At 64.4% G+C, this 16,515-nt stretch carries 25 protein-coding genes and 1 pseudogene; 10 read left to right on the top strand and 16 right to left on the bottom strand.

From position 1 onward, the window contains the following. Positions 1 to 84 precede the first annotated feature (84 nt). On the top strand, positions 85 to 933 hold the full coding sequence (locus tag NJG22_RS08800) for an AraC family transcriptional regulator (RefSeq protein WP_253093773.1): 849 nt from the start codon (positions 85 to 87) through the stop codon (positions 931 to 933). A 37-nt stretch (positions 934 to 970) separates the two neighbouring features. Here NJG22_RS08800 and NJG22_RS08795 read toward each other — a convergent pair whose 3' ends face one another. Next, positions 971 to 1,390, bottom strand: coding sequence for an RDD family protein (locus NJG22_RS08795; protein ID WP_253093771.1), 420 nt, complete (start codon positions 1,388 to 1,390; stop codon positions 971 to 973). Positions 1,391 to 1,536: 146 nt separating this feature from the next. Between NJG22_RS08795 and NJG22_RS08790 the strand changes: the two genes are divergently transcribed. Continuing rightward, positions 1,537 to 2,151 (top strand): LysE family translocator, encoded by a 615-nt coding sequence (locus tag NJG22_RS08790; RefSeq protein WP_253093769.1) that lies wholly within the window; start codon positions 1,537 to 1,539, stop codon positions 2,149 to 2,151. On the opposite strand, the gene NJG22_RS08785 is transcribed toward NJG22_RS08790, so the two are convergent. Next, positions 2,129 to 2,815, bottom strand: a complete 687-nt coding sequence (locus NJG22_RS08785) for a metallophosphoesterase (RefSeq protein WP_253093767.1) — start codon at positions 2,813 to 2,815, stop codon at positions 2,129 to 2,131. The two genes, NJG22_RS08790 and NJG22_RS08785, sit on opposite strands and share 23 nt — an antisense overlap. Positions 2,816 to 2,889: 74 nt before the next feature. On the opposite strand from NJG22_RS08785, the gene NJG22_RS08780 reads away from it, so the two are divergent. Then, positions 2,890 to 3,399 (top strand): DUF3016 domain-containing protein, encoded by a 510-nt coding sequence (locus NJG22_RS08780; protein WP_253093759.1) that lies wholly within the window; start codon positions 2,890 to 2,892, stop codon positions 3,397 to 3,399. A gap of 3 nt (positions 3,400 to 3,402) precedes the next feature. On the opposite strand, the gene NJG22_RS08775 is transcribed toward NJG22_RS08780, so the two are convergent. Beyond that, positions 3,403 to 3,912 carry a DUF2867 domain-containing protein gene (locus NJG22_RS08775; RefSeq protein ID WP_253093758.1) on the bottom strand — a complete coding sequence of 170 codons (510 nt, stop codon included), beginning with the start codon at positions 3,910 to 3,912 and terminating at the stop codon, positions 3,403 to 3,405. Between the two features lie 96 nt (positions 3,913 to 4,008). On the opposite strand from NJG22_RS08775, the gene NJG22_RS08770 reads away from it, so the two are divergent. Continuing rightward, positions 4,009 to 4,251 carry a hypothetical protein gene (locus tag NJG22_RS08770; protein ID WP_217848042.1) on the top strand — a complete coding sequence of 81 codons (243 nt, stop codon included), beginning with the start codon at positions 4,009 to 4,011 and terminating at the stop codon, positions 4,249 to 4,251. A gap of 9 nt (positions 4,252 to 4,260) precedes the next feature. On the opposite strand, the gene NJG22_RS08765 is transcribed toward NJG22_RS08770, so the two are convergent. Beyond that, complete coding sequence (locus NJG22_RS08765; RefSeq protein ID WP_217848043.1) at positions 4,261 to 4,761, bottom strand: methylated-DNA--[protein]-cysteine S-methyltransferase; 501 nt, start codon at positions 4,759 to 4,761, stop codon at positions 4,261 to 4,263. Positions 4,762 to 5,059: 298 nt separating this feature from the next. Here NJG22_RS08765 and NJG22_RS08760 point away from each other — a divergent pair, with 298 nt between their 5' ends. Beyond that, a complete protein-coding gene (locus NJG22_RS08760; protein WP_253093756.1) occupies positions 5,060 to 5,602 on the top strand; it encodes a GNAT family N-acetyltransferase in 543 nt (180 codons plus the stop codon). On the opposite strand, the gene fos is transcribed toward NJG22_RS08760, so the two are convergent. Next, entirely contained in the window at positions 5,575 to 5,985 is a 411-nt protein-coding gene (gene fos / locus NJG22_RS08755) for a fosfomycin resistance glutathione transferase (protein ID WP_253093754.1), read from the bottom strand. The genes NJG22_RS08760 and fos overlap by 28 nt on opposite strands. 409 nt (positions 5,986 to 6,394) lie before the next feature. Here fos and NJG22_RS08750 point away from each other — a divergent pair, with 409 nt between their 5' ends. Further along, the gene (locus NJG22_RS08750) at positions 6,395 to 7,117 is read left to right on the top strand and encodes an META and DUF4377 domain-containing protein (RefSeq protein WP_253093752.1); all 723 of its coding nucleotides are present in this window, start codon (positions 6,395 to 6,397) and stop codon (positions 7,115 to 7,117) included. 119 nt (positions 7,118 to 7,236) lie between these two features. Here NJG22_RS08750 and NJG22_RS08745 read toward each other — a convergent pair whose 3' ends face one another. The 6 genes and pseudogenes from NJG22_RS08745 to NJG22_RS08720 all read right to left on the bottom strand — a co-directional run bounded on the left by NJG22_RS08745 (position 7,237) and on the right by NJG22_RS08720 (position 11,718). After that, a complete protein-coding gene (locus tag NJG22_RS08745) occupies positions 7,237 to 7,566 on the bottom strand; it encodes a hypothetical protein (RefSeq protein WP_253094098.1) in 330 nt (109 codons plus the stop codon). 423 nt (positions 7,567 to 7,989) lie between these two features. Further along, entirely contained in the window at positions 7,990 to 8,685 is a 696-nt protein-coding gene (locus NJG22_RS08740; protein WP_253093750.1) for a tellurite resistance TerB family protein, read from the bottom strand. A 149-nt stretch (positions 8,686 to 8,834) separates the two neighbouring features. Continuing rightward, positions 8,835 to 9,374, bottom strand: a pseudogene (locus tag NJG22_RS08735) (sulfatase-like hydrolase/transferase); the annotation flags it as partial. A gap of 116 nt (positions 9,375 to 9,490) precedes the next feature. Continuing rightward, positions 9,491 to 9,964 carry a hypothetical protein gene (locus NJG22_RS08730; protein ID WP_253093748.1) on the bottom strand — a complete coding sequence of 158 codons (474 nt, stop codon included), beginning with the start codon at positions 9,962 to 9,964 and terminating at the stop codon, positions 9,491 to 9,493. Positions 9,965 to 9,999: 35 nt separating this feature from the next. Continuing rightward, entirely contained in the window at positions 10,000 to 11,046 is a 1,047-nt protein-coding gene (locus NJG22_RS08725) for a chitinase (RefSeq protein WP_253093746.1), read from the bottom strand. A gap of 36 nt (positions 11,047 to 11,082) precedes the next feature. After that, a complete protein-coding gene (locus tag NJG22_RS08720) occupies positions 11,083 to 11,718 on the bottom strand; it encodes a lytic polysaccharide monooxygenase auxiliary activity family 9 protein (protein ID WP_253093744.1) in 636 nt (211 codons plus the stop codon). Positions 11,719 to 12,038: 320 nt separating this feature from the next. Here NJG22_RS08720 and NJG22_RS08715 point away from each other — a divergent pair, with 320 nt between their 5' ends. Beyond that, positions 12,039 to 12,362: a hypothetical protein gene (locus NJG22_RS08715; protein ID WP_253093742.1), complete on the top strand. Its 324-nt coding sequence runs from the start codon at positions 12,039 to 12,041 to the stop codon at positions 12,360 to 12,362. A gap of 79 nt (positions 12,363 to 12,441) precedes the next feature. Here the strand turns inward: NJG22_RS08715 and NJG22_RS08710 are convergent, their stop codons facing one another. The 3 genes from NJG22_RS08710 to NJG22_RS08700 form a co-directional block, all read right to left on the bottom strand. Then, positions 12,442 to 12,966 (bottom strand): hypothetical protein, encoded by a 525-nt coding sequence (locus NJG22_RS08710; protein ID WP_253093740.1) that lies wholly within the window; start codon positions 12,964 to 12,966, stop codon positions 12,442 to 12,444. Between the two features lie 72 nt (positions 12,967 to 13,038). After that, positions 13,039 to 13,191 (bottom strand): hypothetical protein, encoded by a 153-nt coding sequence (locus tag NJG22_RS08705; RefSeq protein WP_253093738.1) that lies wholly within the window; start codon positions 13,189 to 13,191, stop codon positions 13,039 to 13,041. An 8-nt stretch (positions 13,192 to 13,199) separates the two neighbouring features. After that, positions 13,200 to 13,433, bottom strand: coding sequence for a PLD nuclease N-terminal domain-containing protein (locus NJG22_RS08700; RefSeq protein WP_253093736.1), 234 nt, complete (start codon positions 13,431 to 13,433; stop codon positions 13,200 to 13,202). A 188-nt stretch (positions 13,434 to 13,621) separates the two neighbouring features. Here NJG22_RS08700 and NJG22_RS08695 point away from each other — a divergent pair, with 188 nt between their 5' ends. From NJG22_RS08695 to NJG22_RS08685, 3 genes are read left to right on the top strand one after another with little or no spacing between them, the layout of a single operon-like run. Continuing rightward, positions 13,622 to 14,125, top strand: coding sequence for a CinA family protein (locus NJG22_RS08695; protein ID WP_253093734.1), 504 nt, complete (start codon positions 13,622 to 13,624; stop codon positions 14,123 to 14,125). A 12-nt stretch (positions 14,126 to 14,137) separates the two neighbouring features. Then, positions 14,138 to 14,644, top strand: a complete 507-nt coding sequence (locus NJG22_RS08690; protein WP_253093732.1) for a hypothetical protein — start codon at positions 14,138 to 14,140, stop codon at positions 14,642 to 14,644. A gap of 39 nt (positions 14,645 to 14,683) precedes the next feature. Beyond that, a complete protein-coding gene (locus NJG22_RS08685; RefSeq protein WP_253093730.1) occupies positions 14,684 to 15,127 on the top strand; it encodes a YetF domain-containing protein in 444 nt (147 codons plus the stop codon). A gap of 3 nt (positions 15,128 to 15,130) precedes the next feature. Here the strand turns inward: NJG22_RS08685 and NJG22_RS08680 are convergent, their stop codons facing one another. After that, the gene (locus NJG22_RS08680; RefSeq protein ID WP_253093719.1) at positions 15,131 to 15,364 is read right to left on the bottom strand and encodes a hypothetical protein; all 234 of its coding nucleotides are present in this window, start codon (positions 15,362 to 15,364) and stop codon (positions 15,131 to 15,133) included. Positions 15,365 to 15,430: 66 nt separating this feature from the next. After that, complete coding sequence (locus tag NJG22_RS08675; RefSeq protein ID WP_253093718.1) at positions 15,431 to 16,480, bottom strand: M28 family peptidase; 1,050 nt, start codon at positions 16,478 to 16,480, stop codon at positions 15,431 to 15,433. Positions 16,481 to 16,515: the final 35 nt, after the last annotated feature.

The raw sequence follows: 16,515 nt of genomic DNA, 5'->3' as shown, positions 1-16,515 counted from the left end.
GTCAAGCACAGCGACGCGCCGAATGACCGGCACAGTGGCCAGCAGGTAGACTGCGGTTTTCCGCCAGCCTCCAGGCCGCCAGCCATGTCCCCTCACCGCAGCGAAATCTGGCACGACCCGGCCCTGCCCTACGTCGAAAGCCGCCGCGCCTGCCAAAGCCGCGCCTGTTACCGGGCCCATAGCCACCCGAGTTTGTCCATCGGTGCGGTGGACGCCGGGTTCAGCCGTTTTACCGGTGCCGGTGAGGGTGAGGTGCGACTGACCCCGGGCACCTTGGTGCTGGTGCCTGCCAAGCGGGTGCATGCCTGCAACCCCGAGCCGGGGCAGGCCTGGAGCTACCAGATGCTGCACCTGGATGCCCAATGGCTGCGCAGCCTGCGCCTGGAGTCTGGGGTGGCCGCCGGGGAGCCGGGGGCCGCGGCACGGATCGTGCGATCGAGGACTGTCTACCAGCAGTTCTGTGCACTCAACGCGCTGCTGTTTTCAGCGGCGCCGCCGCTTGCGAAAGAGGCCGCGCTGGTGGCGTTCATCGGCGAACAGGATTTTGCCGCGCACCCGGCCCTGCTGCCGGCGCCAGCGCTGCAACCATCGCTGTTGGGCGAACTGCTGGGACGGCTTGAGGCGCAGGCGCTGGACGGGGTTAACCTGGGGCAGTTGGCCGAACAGGCCGGCATGGGGCGTTACCAGCTGATTCGCGCCTTTGCCGCCGCCACAGGGCTTACGCCCCATGCTTACCTGCTTAACGCCCGGGTGAACCAGGCGCGCACGCTGTTGCGCCAGGGGCAGGCGTTGGCGGAGGTTGCCTACCGCCTGGGGTTTGCCGACCAGGCGCATTTCCAGCGGGTGTTCAAGGCCCATGCCGGGGTGACGCCTGGGGTGTACCGGGCATCCGCCATTCCCCCAGGCGCCGCGATGACGGGCAGCGGCCCGTAGGCGCCAGCCTTGCTGGCGAACCAGGCGACGCGCGGCCTCAGGCCTTGATCACGATGGTGTTGGCCAGCATGTCGCCCAGCCGCTTGCGCGAGCCGAAGAAGATGAAGATCCAGTCGAAGATGCTCAGGAACGGCGTCGTGATGTTACGCACGAACGACTGCCCAAGGCTGCAATTGAGGTAGCTGCGCTCGTCCACTACACAGATCCCCAGCAGTTTCTTGCCCACGCTCTGGCCATTGGGCAAGGCATCGGAGAACAGGTAGTACGCCAGCGGCACCCCCAGCGCGAGCAACGTGGCCATCTGCTCTGGCAATGGCAAGCATTCGACGACCCTGAAGGTCACGAAGAAAATCGCGTAGGTTACCAGCACATCGATCATCTGCCCGCCCCAGCGCCGGCCCAAGCCAGCAAGGTTCTTGGGTTTCTGATAGGTGGGCGGGGTATCGGAACTGCTCATGAATCCATTCCATTGCAAGGGGTGAGCCCTTGTATCGGCCAGTGTTCGCGCGGGTTTAGCGCCGTCTCGGTGCCCTTGCAATAATCTTCAATACCCCGCGTTCGAGCACCGCCAGACTGCGGTTTTGCCTGCAAGGAAACCGCCCCATGCAACAGTTCCTGATCATCGCCGCCGCCCACTTTCTCGCCCTGCTCTCCCCCGGCCCGGACTTCTTCCTGATCGCCCGCGCCGCTGCCAGTGCGGGATGGCGCGTGGCCAGCGGCGCGTGCCTGGGAGTGGCGCTGGCCAACGGCGTGTTCATAGCCGCAGCCTTTGCCGGGATGTCGTTCCTGCAGGCCGGCAGCGCCCTGTTCGTCACCTTGCAACTGGCCGGCTGCGCCTACCTGCTGTACATCGGCCAACTGTTTTTGCGTCATGCCGGGCACAGCCGCCTGGAGCCAGGCCAAGGCCCTGCAACGGCCACGGGGTGGCTGGGCAACCTGGGCATGGGTTTTGCGTCGGGCATCCTCAACCCCAAGAACGCCCTGTTCTACGCCAGCCTGGCGAGCATGGTCGCCGGCAGCGCCGCCCTGGTGAAGCTGGCCTACGGCAGCTGGATGTTCAGCGCCGTGCTGCTCTGGGACTTACTGGTGGCCATGGCCATCGGCAATCGCCGGGTGCTACGCCGCTTCGGCCTGGCCCTGCCCTGGCTGGAACGGGCCTCGGGGGTATTGCTGATGCTGCTGGCCATTGGCGTGCTCATGCATCTGCTGTGGGGCTGACCACGGTCAGGCTGGCAAGGTCCAGCAGGCTGAAACAGCCACTGCTCCAGCCACGGGTGTCCAGGTGCCAGACATTGCCCAGCACCTTGACCGCAGGCACCGGCGTATGGCCCACCAGCAAGGCGCGCAACCCCTGCACAGGCGTGCTGTCGCCCGCCTGCAGGCGCCGCCGCGACCACTGACACACTTCCCGAACCGCCGCATCGTCCAGCCCCGCGGGCACCTGCGCCCAGTCGCTGAAGGGGCTGTCGGCGTGCAGCAAGCCAACCGGGCCGTCGGCGGTTTCGACCTGCAGCGCGACGGGCAGTCGCTGGAACGCCTCGACGAAAGGCCGCTGCGCCTGCGCTGGTAGATCGAGAAACCAGCCGCCACCGACAGCGCGGTAGGTTTCCAGGTCGACGCGACCGCCGCACAGGTGATTGATCGCCAGCGTCTCGTGGTTACCCTGCACGGCATGGAACCAGGGCTTGTCCAGCCACGCCAAAACCTGCAGGCTGTCCGGGCCACGGTCGACCAGGTCCCCCACGCTGAAGAGGCGATCGAGCGCAGGATCGAACCCCACCGCGTCCAGGCAGGCCTGCAAACGCCCGAAGTGCCCATGGATGTCCCCCACGGCCAGATCGCGCCCCAGGGTATTGGCGGCTAGCCGCCGAAAAGCGTTCATTGCATCGATCCTCTGCTAGGTCGCGACAGCGGCGTAAAATAGACAGGCAAGCCGTCCGCCCCCGGAGGTGCATCATGCGTACCGCCCTGGCCTGTAGCCTGCTGATGGTGCTGGCATTCGACAGCATGGCACAGGGCACCCCGACCGCGCAGGTCGAGGTGCGTTTCGACCACCCGCAACGCTTTCGCGACGCCAGCCTCGAAAGCCCCGGCTATTCACGCGGCGCCGACCCGCAAGTGCTCGAGGCGCTCCGCCAGCACTTGCACAAACTTGGCCAGCGCTACTTGCGTCCCGGGCAGCACCTGCTCATCGATATCCGCGACATCGACCTGGCCGGGCGCTTCGAGCCCTGGCACGGCAATGCCTACGATGTGCGTTTCATGCGCGATATCACCTGGCCGAGCATCGACCTGAGCTACACACTGGAGCAACCCGGACAAGCGCCGCAAAAAGCTGAAGAGCGCCTGAGCGACAAGATGTACCTCAGCCGCCCGGGGCGTCTTGGCAGCAGTGACCGGCTGTACGCCGAAAAAGCCATGCTCGACGACTGGTTCCGCCTGCGCTTCGCCAGGCCCGCGTCCTGACCGTCAGGCGCGCAACCGACGCAGGGCGATTGGCGCGATCAGGCGATGGAATGGCGCTACCGGCAGCATGTACAGCCGCCCCAGCCAATTGTGGGTGCGCACCACCGTACTGACCCGTACTTCGCACTGGCCTGCGGCGAGCGGGCGGCGCAGCAGGGCGATATGCACGTCCAGGTGACGGTCGCAATCGGCAAGCAGCACCTCGTGCGCCTGGTTGGCGAGCAAGGTGAAGATCCCCACCCGCTCGCCCGGCTGGTAGCTGTCGGCGCCACGGGCGGGATCGATGGCGGTCAGACGCCCGAGGTCCTTGAGGCCCAATGGCGCCACCAGGCGGTTGCGCAGCGCCATCAGCTGGTCGATCCAGCCCGGCATGTCGGCCATCAGCCGCAAGAACAGGGCCATGGCCGGCTGCTGCTCATCGGCCAGGACGATAGCCCGACAATGGCGAAAACTGGCCTGGGCCGCATGCGCGGCGATGAGTGAGTCGGCGGGAATGGTGGCGGTACGGGTCATCGATGCTCTTCCATGAAATCCAAGCCTGGCGCCTGGTGAAGGCGGCTGCGCCGATAGTATCCTCGGGGCTTGTCTCAACGCCAAGGAAGCGGCGACATGAAATACCTGTTGTTGACCCTGACCAGCTACGGCGCCAGCTACTACCTGGTGGGTTTGCTGATCCGCGGGCGCCTGGCCGACCTGGCCGAAGGCCTGCGCCACCGCCCTGACGCGCCGCCAGCTGGGCAGTACCTGCGGGAAGTCGAGGAACATGCGCGGCGTGCCCATCGGCACTACAGCCTGTTTGTCGGCACGGCTTCGACCTTGCTGCTGGTGAGCCTGGCGGCCTGGCTCGGCTGAACACCTGGCTCAGAACGCCAACGCCAGGCTTTGCCGCCCCTCGAGCGCCAGCAGGTACTGCTTGGCCGGCAGGCCGCCGGCAAACCCGGTGAGGCTGCCCGAAGCGCCGATCACCCGATGGCACGGGGCGATGATCGAGATCGGGTTGCGCCCGTTGGCCGCGCCCACCGCCCGCACCGCGCTGGGGTGGCCGATCTGCTGGGCGATATCGCGGTAGCTGCGGGTCTGGCCAAAGGGGATGCTCAGCAGCGCCGCCCATACCTGGCGCTGAAATGCCGTGCCGGCGAAATCCAGCGCGAGGTCGAAGCGTTGGCGCTGCCCGGCGAAGTACTCGCCCAACTGCCGGGCCGTTTCCCGCAAGGTCGGGTGCTGGTCGTCGCGATGCAGCGCGCCCAGGCGCACCCGGTTCTCTCGCTCCTGCTCCCACAGCACGGCCGCCAGGCATTCGCCGCGCGCGACCAGGGTGAGGGTGCCGACCGGCGATTGCAGCAAGGTGAAGGCACAGGACATGGACAGGCTCCGGGCAGTGGCTGATCGAGGCACTCTACCCAGGCCGGGGTGGATGCGCACTCGGTTTCTTGCTCTGGCAGCGTTTCTTGGCCGCGCCGTACACTAGTGTGGTGTTTTGCAAATACGACCAATAATTCGCGAGTGATTTTTGTGCCCAAGCAAGGCGTCGCGACGAGTCGTAGCCCAGCTACGGCGAGGAGCGACAACGCAGCATGGGCGCAAAAAGCACCGTGAATTGTGGTCGTTATTTGTGAAACACCACACTAGCTTGCCACTGGTCTTGCCAAGGATGAATAAAGTGCCCTCGCCCAACCCGCAGATTACCCTCGAACGCTTTGCCGAAGCCCATGTGCCAGGCGTCACCGCGCTGTACAACGAAGCGGCGGTATGCCGCCAGGTCCTGCAGATGCCTTTTCAGTCGGCCGATGCCTGGCGCAGGCGCCTGACAGGGGACAGCGAACGGCACTTGCAATTGGTGGCGCTGCACCAGGGCCAGGTCATCGGCAATATCGGCCTCGAGCAAGTGAGCCGGGTGCGGCGCATGCATGCCGGCGTGCTGGGCATGGGCGTTGCCACGGCCTGGCAGGGCCAGGGCATCGGCTCACGGCTGTTGGCGGGCGCACTGGAGGTTGCCGACAACTGGATGAACCTGGCGCGCCTCGAGCTCACCGTCTATGCCGACAATGAAGCCGCCCAGGCGCTGTACCGCAAGTTCGGCTTCGAGGTCGAGGGCCGTCTGCGCGACTATGCGGTGCGCGACGGCCAGCTGGTCGATGCCCTGTACATGGCGCGGTTGCGCCGCCCGGCGGCGCCTCAATCGAAGAACTGCATGCCCTCGTAGGGCTTGGCCCGGCAAGCCGCCAGCCTGGAGCGCAGGTCACCGACATGGGCTTCGAGCTGGTGGCCGTCAGGGTCGAGAAAGTACAGCGACTCCCCCTCGCTCTGGTCCTGCTTCCACAGCGCCACACCGGCCTCGCGCAAGCGTTGCGCGAAAGCGCTGAAGTGCTGCTGGGTGATCGAGAACGCATAGTGGGTGTAATTGCGCGGCAGGTCTTGGGCCTGGACCTGGTCGAGCGCCAGGCACAGCCACAGATCACCCAGGCTCAGGTAGGCGCCCCGGGCCCAGCGAGCCTCGAGCCTGAAGCCCAGCACCTGGTGGTAGAAATCGACACTGCGCGGCAATTGAGCGACCGCCAGGGTCAGGTGATTGAAACCGGCCAGCATGGCAAATCCCTGTAGGAGCCGGCCTTGCCGGCGAAGCTGACCACGCGCCCTGGCGTGTTCGCCGCGACTTTACCCAGAGGAGGCTTCACCAAACAAGCCGTTTCACTCCCGCCCCTCATGACGCAACGCCGCTCATGCAATATTTGGCAACATCCTCGCTGCCTGCCACCATGAAACCGAACGGACCCAATGCTGTCCCATTGCCATCGGTAACGGCAGAGGTCGTTGCAACGGGCCAGCCCCGGACGCCCTCGAGCCCTGGTTACCGGCGGGTGGCGCAAATGCTGCCCTTTATTTTCAAGGCTGAAAAGAGCGAATCATGAAACAGAATCTTCTCCTCGTGGCCGTATGTGCCGCCCTCCTCCAGGCCTGCACTTCGGCTTCCACACCACACGAAGGATCGCCCTCGATGCCTGCAACCAGCGCCACTGTCGCCGCCCAGCCGGCACTTCCTGCCTACTATTGGAACCTGGTATCGGCCACCGACGCCTCGGGCAAGCCCATCGCCGCCCTGGCCAAGGGTGTCGAGCGCAAGTTGCGGCTGACCTTCGGCGAACAGAACCTGAACATCAGCGGCGGCTGCAACGGCCAGTTCGGTGGTTACAGCTACCAGGACGGCGTGCTCAAGGTGCAGTCCCTCGCCTCGACCCTGATGGCGTGCGAAAAAAGCCTGATGGACCTGGACGCCCAGGTCGGCCGACTGCTCAAGGGTGACCTGCGCACCGCCATCAGCGGCCAGGCCCCGCAGCCGCTGCTGCAGTTGACCACCCAGGACGGCTCGGTCCTCAAGTTCCAGGGCGAGGCCACCCCAGAGACCCGCTACGGCAGCAAGGGCGAAATCAAGTTCCTGGAAGTGGCCGCCAAGACCGTCCAGTGCAACCACCCGCTGATCCCGAACTACCAGTGCCTGCAAGTACGCGAGCGCCGCTATGACGACGCCGGCCTGCAACTGCCGACCCAGGACGCCTGGCACCCGCTGTACCAGTCCATCGAGGGCTATGAGCACCAGGACGGTGTACGCAACGTATTGCGGGTGAAGCAGTACGCATGGAAGAACGCCCCCGCCGACGCACCGTCGCAGGTCTATGTCCTGGACCTGGTGGTCGAGCAGGACGCTTCGGGCAAGCGTTGACAGCCCCCGGCAGGCCATCGCCGATGGCCTGCCGCCTCACCCCGCTGGCAATGAGCGGGGTCACCTGTGCGGGTGCGCGCCCATGCCCAAGCCTCACCGTCACTTCGCGGTGAATGCCTTCAATCCAGGCAGGCTTTAGCGGCCTGGCGCAGGTGGTTGGTCGACAGGAAGCTGCCTTTGTAGAACGTGGCGCGGCTGCCATCGTGGGATTTGACGACTTCCAGCACATCATCGGAGGTCACCGAGCTGGACGCGGTGATCCGATAGCCATTGGAAATCGATTTCTGCGTGGTCTGCGGCGCCAACGCCTGCCACTTGGGTAGCACACAAGCGGCATATGCCTCTGGGGTTTTGCGAGTGAGCTTGCTACCGGTTGGCTCGCCGGGTGTAGCGCAGCCTGCAAGGGAAGCAAGCATGGCCGAACAGATAAGAATACGAAAAATTGGCATTTGCAATTGATCCCTATGAGCTGCCGGATTCTAACAATTGCCGTCAAGGACCGCCAAACAACCAAAGTAGAACTTCGAGGCTTTTGCTTATCGAGTATGCGTTAGGCAAAACTACGACCCATCCTGAGTGACAAACGCCATGACCCAAGCCCTACAAGGCCCCCAAGCGGCCGTCCGCTCATTTCAGAAGCGATGGCGGCTTGAAGCAGTTCTCTGGGCTCCTCCGCTGACAAGCCCGCGCCAGCCACGCCTCCACACTGCTGATGCGGTTCGGGTGGAACTCATCCAGCAGGCGTAATCGCGCTGAATGATGTTGTGATTCACCTCGGCCTTCTCCCCGCTGGTGCAACCCTCCAGGTCCCAGCTGCGGCTTACGCCACGTGCCGCCGACAGATTGGCGAGCAGCGCAGGCAACTCCCCGGCTCAGGCGGTGCCCTTGGCCTGCTGCTCCAGATGCACCTGCAAGGTCGGGTCGATTTGCAGGGCGCTGGCCAATTGGTCAAGGTAGGCACGCTCTGCGGCCTGCTGGTCATCCACCAGCATTACGCTGGCCAAGTACATTTCCGCGGCCATGGCCGGATCCTGGGCCGATTGCGCCACCTCGGCGGCGTCGAGGGGTTTGCTGAGTTCCTCATCCAGCCATCGCTGCAGTTGCGGATCGCTGGTGTGGCCTTTGATTTCGGCGCGGATCAGTTGCTCTTCTTGCGGATCGATGCGTCCGTCAGCCTTGGCGGCGGCAATCAGCGCGCGCAGGATGGCATGGCTGTGATCGTCGGCCTCGGCGCCGGACAATTGATCCACGGTACGCACGGCCTGTTGCGGGGCTGTCGCCTGGCTGCGCTGCCAGCGTTGATAAGCCTGGAACGCCATCATGCCCAGCGATGCCAGCGCGGCGTAATTGACGCTGCCCGTGGCGCCTCCCTGGCTAGCGCCGCGCCCGCCTAAAAGGCCGCCCAGCAAATCACCCAGGCCAGCACCTGGCGTTGCCCTGCCGCGGCCCAGCAATCCCCCCAGCAAACCGCCCAGGCTGTCTGGCCCTGACAGGTTGCTGCTCCCTTGTTGCGCCTGCGAGCCCTGCCCGGCCCGCAGCAACTGTTCCAGTAGATCACTCGTGTTCATGGTGCCGCCCTCGGTCGGTAGTCACTGCTCGGTCCAGCAACGATAGTCCCCTCGAGGCGATCCGCCATGACCGTCGGGCCGGCGGCTGGCCTGGGTTGACCGAGTACAGCGCACTGCCATGCCTGCGGGGCCCTGCATTGCCCGGCGCACTACTGGACGGCGGCCATCTTGCCTTGGCAGTGGTGCAAAATATCCAGCTGTGGCTGGTACAGACTTGTCTGTACGCCGTATAGGCCCAGTACCGTGTGGAACAGATTGTCATGGCTCAGCTCGGCGCTGCCGGCTTGCTGTTGCAGGCAACCGCGATCAACGCCCATGCCGCCCAATGCACCGTTGCCGAACCACATCAGCATAGGCACGTGGGTCTGCGCTTTCGGCGCAATGGCGTAGGGCGCGGCATGCAGGTAAACGCCGTTCTCGCCCAGCGACTCGCCATGGTCGGAAACATAGAGCATCGTGGTATCGAAACGCGTTTCGTTGTGCTTGAGCAACGCCACCACCCTGGACAGGAAATAGTCGGTGTAGAGGATGGTGTTGTCGTACACATTCACCAGCTCCTCGCGGCTGCAACTGCCCAACTGGTTGGTGTGGCACACCGGGGTGAAGCGCTCCATGGCCTTGGGGTAGCGCTGGTAATACTCCGGGCCATGACTGCCGTCGGCATGCAGGACGATAAGCGCGTGATCCTGCTGGCTGTCGATGGCGCTTGCCCTCGGACATTGAACGCACTCCTTGCATCGAGCGTCGGATAAAAGACAGGATCAGCGATCTTCATGACCGTGGGCCTAAATCTAGCTGGCATTCGTCAGATAGCTGCCGAGTCGATATCTTTTTTCCAGGGGCCGGATTGGCCCGTTGCGCGCAGTGCCGGGAATGCAGCCAGGCCATGGCGAGCAGACTGCAAGGTGCGCCTGGCAGCCGCGATCAAGCGATCGGAGCGCTTGAACACCGCGCTCGCCTCCAATTGCGCCGTGTGGGTCGCGAGGGCTGGGAAATCGTCGGCCTTGACCCACTCGGGCACCCTCTGTTGCACGAACGACCAGGCCACCGCGGTGGTGAGCGCCGCCTGGTCTGGCCGCTCGCCTTGCGCCGGCCGCGCCACCCGGTGCCTGTCGAGCTCGGCACAGGCCGCCAGCAACTGCCCGCAGATGCGCTCGACCCTTAGCTGACCTGCCACCGCGTCGCCTGTACGCCCGCCGTTTTGCCCGCACCGAATGTAAAACAATCCGCTGCCTCGCGGCAGCGGATTGTCATGGCAGGCCACTTGCGCAACGGGCATCCGGCACGTCTGCCGGGCGCCGCTGCGGCCAACGGCTAGCGGGCGTTGGCCGACACCGCCTCATGGGCGGCCTTGGCGCCGTTGATCAACGGCCCATAGCGCCGGCTGAACTCCTGGTTGTAAGGCACATGGTCCTTGTTGACCCCACTGTCCCAATTGACCGACCAGGTCATCAGCCCCTTGATCGACACACCCTTGGCATACAGGCGCTTGAACGCATTGGTCAGCGCAGTCGGGTTGCTGACATAGCCGGTGGCTGCGGCGTCGACGTTGGCCGGCAGGCCGATCACCAGCTTGTCGGGGGCAATGCGGGTGAAGCCGCGGGTGCCAGTGGCCAGACTTTCGCTGAGGTAGAAGAGGAAGTCCTCCTTCAGCGCCTCGTTGTTCTGGGCAATCCAGGCGCCGCGGCCATTGTTGGCCTCCTCGACCCACAGCCCATCGCCACCCTGGTTGTAGAACTGCGGGGCGATGAAGTCGTAGTACCCCTCCAGCGCCTTGAGGTAGTCGACGTAGCGCCCGGCGCTGGTCAGGTAGGGGAACTCCGGCGCCATGCTGATGATGAAGTGCTTGCCCTGGGCCTTGTAGTGGTCCTTGACCAGCTTCAGTGCGGCAGGCAGCACGGTCTTGTTACTGGCGAAATCAATCGCGCTCTGTTCAAGATCGATGTCCAGCCCATCGAAACCGTAGGTTTCCACCAAGCGGATGATTTCGTTGGCCAGTGGCTGCTCATGCCCCTTGTTCAAGGCGATATGCGCATCGGCGCCGCCCAGGGACATCAACACCGCCCGGCCCTGGCTGTTGAGCACGCCCACCTGGCGGCGGAACTCGGCGTCGGACAGGTTGTACGGCTTGAAGGTCGGGATGCCGCTGCCTTTCATGAACGCCACTGCCACCACGTTGTAGTCGCGCGGTACCTCCTCCAGGCTCATGTTGGCGAACTGCCCGCGTTGGTAGCCATCGGCAGGGCCAGCCGGCCAGTTGTGCCAATAGCCCATGAGGATCTTCTTGCCTTCCAGGCTCGGCATGCTCGAGGCGGCATCGTCCTGCCCCGCGGCGTGTTGGTTGAAGTCAATGTTTGCCATGTTCTAGTCCTTCAGAACGCATGGAAGATGGCCGGCTTACTGGAAGTCGACGTCGAAGGCCTGGTAGAAGGCGTTGCCGGTGTTGGCGACGATCCACATCAGCACGATGACGTGACGGCCTTTCTTGTTGGCCGGCAGCTTCACCTCGTGGTCGACCTTGGCCTTCAACTCGCCGGCATGGCTGTAGTACGGCACCTGCGGGTAGAAGTCCTCGGCGAAGGGTTGCGCGTCGAGCTGCGCGCGGCTGATGCGCTGCTTCGGGTCCCAGCCATCCTTGGTGATCAGCCAGCGATAGCCGCGGGTGGTGTGGGGCGCGGTGTACTTCCAGGTCACCTTGAACACTTGCCCGGCGTCGACCTTGATCAGCGGCCAGGTGAAGGCGCGGTTGAGCTTCTTGCTCATTTCCTCGTCGGTGAAGTTGACGCAGTCGCGGGCATCGGTCTTGCCGCCGCTGAGGATGTAGCCATCGGCCGGTGGCGCGACGCTGGGGTTGTCGCTTTGGAACGGCGCCGGGAACGGACCGGCGGCCAGGGCTGGGAAGTTCTTGCCGCCTTCCATTTCATCGACCTGCCAGCCGCTCAGTACACCGAGATCGATGGCGACCATGCCGCGGGAAGCTGGGGTGGTGACACGACCGTGACGCAGTGGGCCTTGGGTTTGTGGTTTGTTCATGGGTATTGCTCCATTGAGTTTGAGAACTCTCCCTTTCCAAAGGAGAGGCCTTCACCCTAACCGAGCTGTTTTTTCTGTCCACGGGGGCTTTTTGCGCGCAGCAACGCCTTGGCACCGGACCGGCCAATGAATACTGGATATTTATACAGTTATGGCGTCACATGCTGACTGTAGCCGAGGCAAATGTCCTACATAACGAAGGGATATTGTGCGGTAGCGCGTGCTGCCGCCCCTGCGGTGTCCGCCGCCCATCGGTTCGACCGCACCCACGGCGCCGGATGAGCGCCCAATGCCTGTATGCATCTGCTTGGAGACACATCATGAACAGCATGCCGGCAAAATCCCTGCTGCTCGCCCTTTGCCTGGGCGTCAGCACCCCCCTTGCATGGGCGGCCAGCGACCTGGAGCAAAACAGCCCAGGCGCGCCCGGCACTCCAGGTGCCAATAGCGGCGCGCCACAGGGCAGCGGGCCAAGCGGTTCAGGCACGCCGGGAGACGCAATGGGCAACGGTAACGACACAGGTCGCAATGGCACCGACAACACCGGCGGCGACGGTACCGACACCCCCGGCATGGATGGCGGGGGTTCGGGGGGCAGCGATACCGGCGGCAGCGGTGACGCCGGTGGCCGCGGCGGCAGCTAGATCGCAGTGGCCTGTCGGCACGGCCGGCATCGGCTCTAGCGCTGTTTCCCGGCGCACCCGCTGCGCGCCAAGCCGTCCTTCAGGCCAGTTGAATGAAAACCGAATAAGCCCCCAGCACCATCCAGAACACCAGGAAAATCCAAGGCGTACGCAAGGAAAACAGCAACGACTTGCGATGCACCGCACGGGATGTTTCCGCCTCGCTGAACAAGGGTGACTCGTCGTACGCCAACCCCATGATTGGCTCGCTACGCAACAAGTGGCTTTGCTTGAGCTGCCAATGGTCGATGATGCGGTACGCGGCATGAATGCCCGGCCAGGCATTGAGCGAGCTGAGCACCCCCAGCAAGGCGAGAAACGGCGGTACCAGCAGGGTGAACATTTCGCCCCAGCTCTGGTTGAGGTTGCTCATGGATGACACGAAGGCGATCACCAGAAAAGACTGGGCAGTCAGGTAGGCATCGGTACGGTTGGCCAGGATGCTGGTCTCGTACTGGATCTCCCGGCGGTAGAAGTCCAACCGCTCCTTGGGCGAGCCGAACATGTGCGCGTTGTGTTCGGTGACCAGGTGTTCCGGCGTCGTCGGCGTGATGATGCGTGGCACAGGCAGCTCCTGTTCAGGGGCAGCCCTCGTTGGCAAGACAAGGGTTGCCCACGAAGGCTCATGGCAAAGCGCTCAACGCCTGTTCTGGCCTTGCTCACGCGCGGTTTTCTGGGCCGTGGAATCATGGGCGGTACCGCCTGACCCGTCCGGGCGCTGCGCGTCGTTGTCACGTTCCTGCTCGCCCTGGGGCCTGGCCTGCGGCTTGAGCTTGTCAGTTTTTTTCATACCCCCTCCTAGCCTTTGCTGTGCTCGGGCGACGACGGCCCGGTGCCACGCTTGATGCCGCGTGGTCCGAAAGCGCCCCAGATGGCCAGGCCAACGATTGGCAGCACCACCAGCAGCAAGGCCCACATCGCCTTGGTGGCATCGGATTTGTCGCTGCGAAATACGCTGACGATGGCCCACAGGTCGAGCAGCAGGATGATCGCCACCACGGCTATCCAGAAATAGGTCACAGGATCAGTCATGACTCTCGCTCCTCTTCAGCTTGCACATGCCGCCAAGCCCGCGGGCTGCGGCTCCTACAACAGGGAAGGCGGCAAGCGGGGCAAAGTTCAGGACGATTGCCGGGGGCATGACGGACGGGTCATGCAAGCCGACTGAACCAACCGCGGCGCAGGCACGTCCATTCACAATAACGACGCGAGTCCCAACGATGACCTGCAATCCTGTGCGTGAAACCCTGGCCTACCTCAAGGCCCACAAGCTGGTGCTGACCACCGCCGAATCCTGCACGGCCGGCGCGATCGTCACCCTGTTGGCTGCCGAACCCGGGACCGGTGAAGTGCTGGAAAGCGGCTACGTGGTGTACTCACCCAGCGCCAAGAAACGCCTGCTGGGTGTGAACCCCGAGACCATCGAGCGCTACGGCCTGACCAGCGAGGCAGTGGCCTGGGAAATGGCACTCGGCGCGCTGCAGGACAGCGAAGCCACGGTCGCCATCGCGACCACCGGTGTGGCCGGCCCGGCTGCCGAAGGCAGGATCCCGCCCGGCACCCTGTGCTTTGCCTGGGCCTTCGTCGGCGAACCGGTGGCGGTCTTCACCCGGACCCAACGTTTTTTCGGCGAGCGTGAGCAGATCATGCGCCAAGGTGCGCTCCATGGGCTGTCACGCCTGGCCCATTATCATCAACGCTGGTTGCGCGGCGAACGTGCCTGAGGAACCCCGGCCATGAGCGACGATGAACTGATTTCCCGCCAGCACCCTGTCGCCGAAGACATGCGCATGCAGCGCAGGGTCTGGCGTTTCGAACGGGTGGGCTGGTATGTGCTGGTGCTGATCGTGTTGCTGGCGCTGGCCGGCCTGTTCGGCAATGGGCCGCTCAGCGATGCCGAGGTGACCAGCAGCGACGGGCGCGTGCAAGTCGAATATCAGCGCTTGAGCCGCAGCGGCACCACTGAGAACCTGCGCATCACCGTGCGTGGCACCGCCGGCGAAGCCGTCACGGTGTTGCTGGGGGGCTCGCTGTTGCGCGAGGCCAGTATCGAGACGCTGCAGCCCGAGCCATTGGCCTCGTTGTCCCATGGCAAGGCGCTGATGCTGCAATTGGGTACCAGCAAGGACGGCATCGCCACCCTGTACCTGACCTTGCGCAGCGAACATGTCGGTAGCCTCGAAGGGGTGGTCAGGGCCGGCTCCCGCAGTGCCGTGCGTTTCAACACCTTTCTCTATCCTTAGCGGCGCACGCCGCCACCGGCATGAATCGAGGTTCGGGCCATGGATTCGATCCTTCGCGCCGCCGCCATGTACATCGCCCTGATGCTGTTGTTTCGCGTCGCGGGGCGGCGCTCGCTGGCCGACCTGACCACCTTCGACTTCGTGCTGTTGCTGATCATCGGCGAAGCCACCCAGCAGGCCTTGTTGGGCGAGGACTTCTCGTTCACCAATGCCATGCTGGTGATCGCCACGCTGATCGTGCTGGATGTCGGCCTGTCGCTGGCTAAACTCAACTCGCGCACGCTCGCCCGGCTGCTCGACGGCCATGCCACCCTGGTGGTGGAGCATGGGCGCTTCCTGCATCGGCGCATGCGCAAGGCGCGCCTGACCGAGGACGATATTCTCGAGTCGGCCCGCGACAGCCAGGGCATCGAGCGGGTCGAGCAGATCAAGTTCGCCATCGTCGAGCGCAACGGCAAGATTTCGATCATCCCCCAGCAATGACGGTCAGCGCATCAGGATCGCCTGGTGCGGCTCGATGCCGGGGATCGTCACCAGGGCACGCCGCTGCACGAGCCAGGCGCGCATCCGCCCGGCATCGAAGATCTGGCCCTGTTCCATCATGCTGCGCACCAGCGCCTGGGATATCCGGTAACTGCCGCATAGGGCGCAATGGCGCTGTTCCCAGCCCGGCGGGCAGGTAATGGACTCGGCATGGCCGGCGCAAATCAGACAACTCATGACAACCCCCACTGTTGTTATTGGACGGGAGAACAAAGCGATGAACCTTGGCGCCTGGCCCGGCGCTCAGTTCGGTTTGAGCAGGTACTCCACCAGGCTCAGGGCACAGGCGTGGATACCTTCGACCAGCACCATCTCGAAGCCGTGGGTATTTTCGGTGGGGATGGCGAGACAACCTGCGCGCGCATCGATACCTTGGCTCATGACGGCACTGGCATCGGAGGCGAAATCCACCAGTAGCGCCACCTGCGGCGCATAACCGGCCTTGCGCACGGCAGCCTCCAGCGCCTGCACCACCGCGCGGCTGTAATAGCCTTTCTGATCGCCTGTGTTGATGATCGGGTCGGCGCTCAGCCGCGTACCATACTCCTCCAGTACCGGCCCCACCTCTACTGCCAGGGTGGTATCGCCCGGCAGCCTGGACGCTGCATACATCGCACCGGCATTGGATTCCTCCTCCAGGGTTGTGAGCACGAACCAGACGTCCTGAGCAAGCTCGCCCCGCCTTTGACCCAGCCGTCGCGCGCATTCGATGACAGCGGCAAGCGGCGCCCGGTCATCAAGGAAGTGCGCCGCCAGGCAGTCGTGCACCTTGAACGGCCGGCGCCAATGTTGGCTCAGCACCACCCGCGTACCGGGGCGTACCCCTGCCTGGCCCAGCACTTCAGGGGTCAGGCGCGTGACCACATAGACGTCCCGCCATTGCACCGCGCCCTTGAGCACATCCTGGCCATTGGCCGTGCCGCCGCTGTTGTGCATCGACCCATAGGACAACACCCCTGGCAGCACCTGTTGTTCGCCGAGGATATCAACCGGGCAGACACCGAAGCTCACCGGCTGCGCCCCGCCCAGGGCGAGCACCTCGAGCGTGCCATCGGCGCGAACGTGCTTGACGATCATGGCAATCTCGTCCAAGTGCGCCATTACCCGGATGGCCTGGCGTGGATCGGCCTCAGCCGGGCCACGCATCAGCCCCAGGACGTTGCCGGCGCCATCGATGCTCACCTCATCGCAATACGCTTTCAGCGCCCGCTCGCAGATGGCCCTGACTTCATGCTCCTGGCCACCCGGGCCGCGGGCAAGGAGCAACGCTTCAAGCAGTGAAAGATCTTCCATGGCCGGGCCTCGACTCGGATCAGGGCAGTACAGGC

Source organism: Pseudomonas sp. VA159-2 (genome assembly GCF_024126635.1).
GTDB lineage: Bacteria > Pseudomonadota > Gammaproteobacteria > Pseudomonadales > Pseudomonadaceae > Aquipseudomonas > Aquipseudomonas muyukensis.
Note: the sequence above shows the minus strand (reverse complement) of the source record. Positions and strands in the feature narration are given on the sequence as shown.

Excerpts from the sequence above, each read along its gene's own strand:
- NJG22_RS08705 (WP_253093738.1), bottom strand. The coding sequence starts at position 13,191 with ATGAAAAAAACTGACAAGCTCAAGCCGCAGGCCAGGCCCCAGGGCGAG.
- NJG22_RS08725 (WP_253093746.1), bottom strand. The coding sequence starts at position 11,046 with ATGGCAAACATTGACTTCAACCAACACGCCGCGGGGCAGGACGATGCC.
- NJG22_RS08740 (WP_253093750.1), bottom strand. The coding sequence starts at position 8,685 with ATGAACACGAGTGATCTACTGGAACAGTTGCTGCGGGCCGGGCAGGGC.
- NJG22_RS08700 (WP_253093736.1), bottom strand. The coding sequence starts at position 13,433 with ATGACTGATCCTGTGACCTATTTCTGGATAGCCGTGGTGGCGATCATC.
- NJG22_RS08785 (WP_253093767.1), bottom strand. The coding sequence starts at position 2,815 with ATGAACGCTTTTCGGCGGCTAGCCGCCAATACCCTGGGGCGCGATCTG.
- NJG22_RS08765 (WP_217848043.1), bottom strand. The coding sequence starts at position 4,761 with ATGTCCTGTGCCTTCACCTTGCTGCAATCGCCGGTCGGCACCCTCACC.
- NJG22_RS08680 (WP_253093719.1), bottom strand. The coding sequence starts at position 15,364 with ATGAGTTGTCTGATTTGCGCCGGCCATGCCGAGTCCATTACCTGCCCG.
- NJG22_RS08745 (WP_253094098.1), bottom strand. The coding sequence starts at position 7,566 with ATGCCAATTTTTCGTATTCTTATCTGTTCGGCCATGCTTGCTTCCCTT.
- NJG22_RS08730 (WP_253093748.1), bottom strand. The coding sequence starts at position 9,964 with ATGCCCGTTGCGCAAGTGGCCTGCCATGACAATCCGCTGCCGCGAGGC.
- NJG22_RS08800 (WP_253093773.1), top strand. The coding sequence starts at position 85 with ATGTCCCCTCACCGCAGCGAAATCTGGCACGACCCGGCCCTGCCCTAC.
- NJG22_RS08775 (WP_253093758.1), bottom strand. The coding sequence starts at position 3,912 with ATGACCCGTACCGCCACCATTCCCGCCGACTCACTCATCGCCGCGCAT.
- NJG22_RS08690 (WP_253093732.1), top strand. The coding sequence starts at position 14,138 with ATGAGCGACGATGAACTGATTTCCCGCCAGCACCCTGTCGCCGAAGAC.
- fos (WP_253093754.1), bottom strand. The coding sequence starts at position 5,985 with ATGCTGGCCGGTTTCAATCACCTGACCCTGGCGGTCGCTCAATTGCCG.
- NJG22_RS08715 (WP_253093742.1), top strand. The coding sequence starts at position 12,039 with ATGAACAGCATGCCGGCAAAATCCCTGCTGCTCGCCCTTTGCCTGGGC.
- NJG22_RS08770 (WP_217848042.1), top strand. The coding sequence starts at position 4,009 with ATGAAATACCTGTTGTTGACCCTGACCAGCTACGGCGCCAGCTACTAC.
- NJG22_RS08675 (WP_253093718.1), bottom strand. The coding sequence starts at position 16,480 with ATGGAAGATCTTTCACTGCTTGAAGCGTTGCTCCTTGCCCGCGGCCCG.
- NJG22_RS08780 (WP_253093759.1), top strand. The coding sequence starts at position 2,890 with ATGCGTACCGCCCTGGCCTGTAGCCTGCTGATGGTGCTGGCATTCGAC.
- NJG22_RS08720 (WP_253093744.1), bottom strand. The coding sequence starts at position 11,718 with ATGAACAAACCACAAACCCAAGGCCCACTGCGTCACGGTCGTGTCACC.
- NJG22_RS08795 (WP_253093771.1), bottom strand. The coding sequence starts at position 1,390 with ATGAGCAGTTCCGATACCCCGCCCACCTATCAGAAACCCAAGAACCTT.
- NJG22_RS08790 (WP_253093769.1), top strand. The coding sequence starts at position 1,537 with ATGCAACAGTTCCTGATCATCGCCGCCGCCCACTTTCTCGCCCTGCTC.
- NJG22_RS08685 (WP_253093730.1), top strand. The coding sequence starts at position 14,684 with ATGGATTCGATCCTTCGCGCCGCCGCCATGTACATCGCCCTGATGCTG.
- NJG22_RS08750 (WP_253093752.1), top strand. The coding sequence starts at position 6,395 with ATGCCTGCAACCAGCGCCACTGTCGCCGCCCAGCCGGCACTTCCTGCC.
- NJG22_RS08695 (WP_253093734.1), top strand. The coding sequence starts at position 13,622 with ATGACCTGCAATCCTGTGCGTGAAACCCTGGCCTACCTCAAGGCCCAC.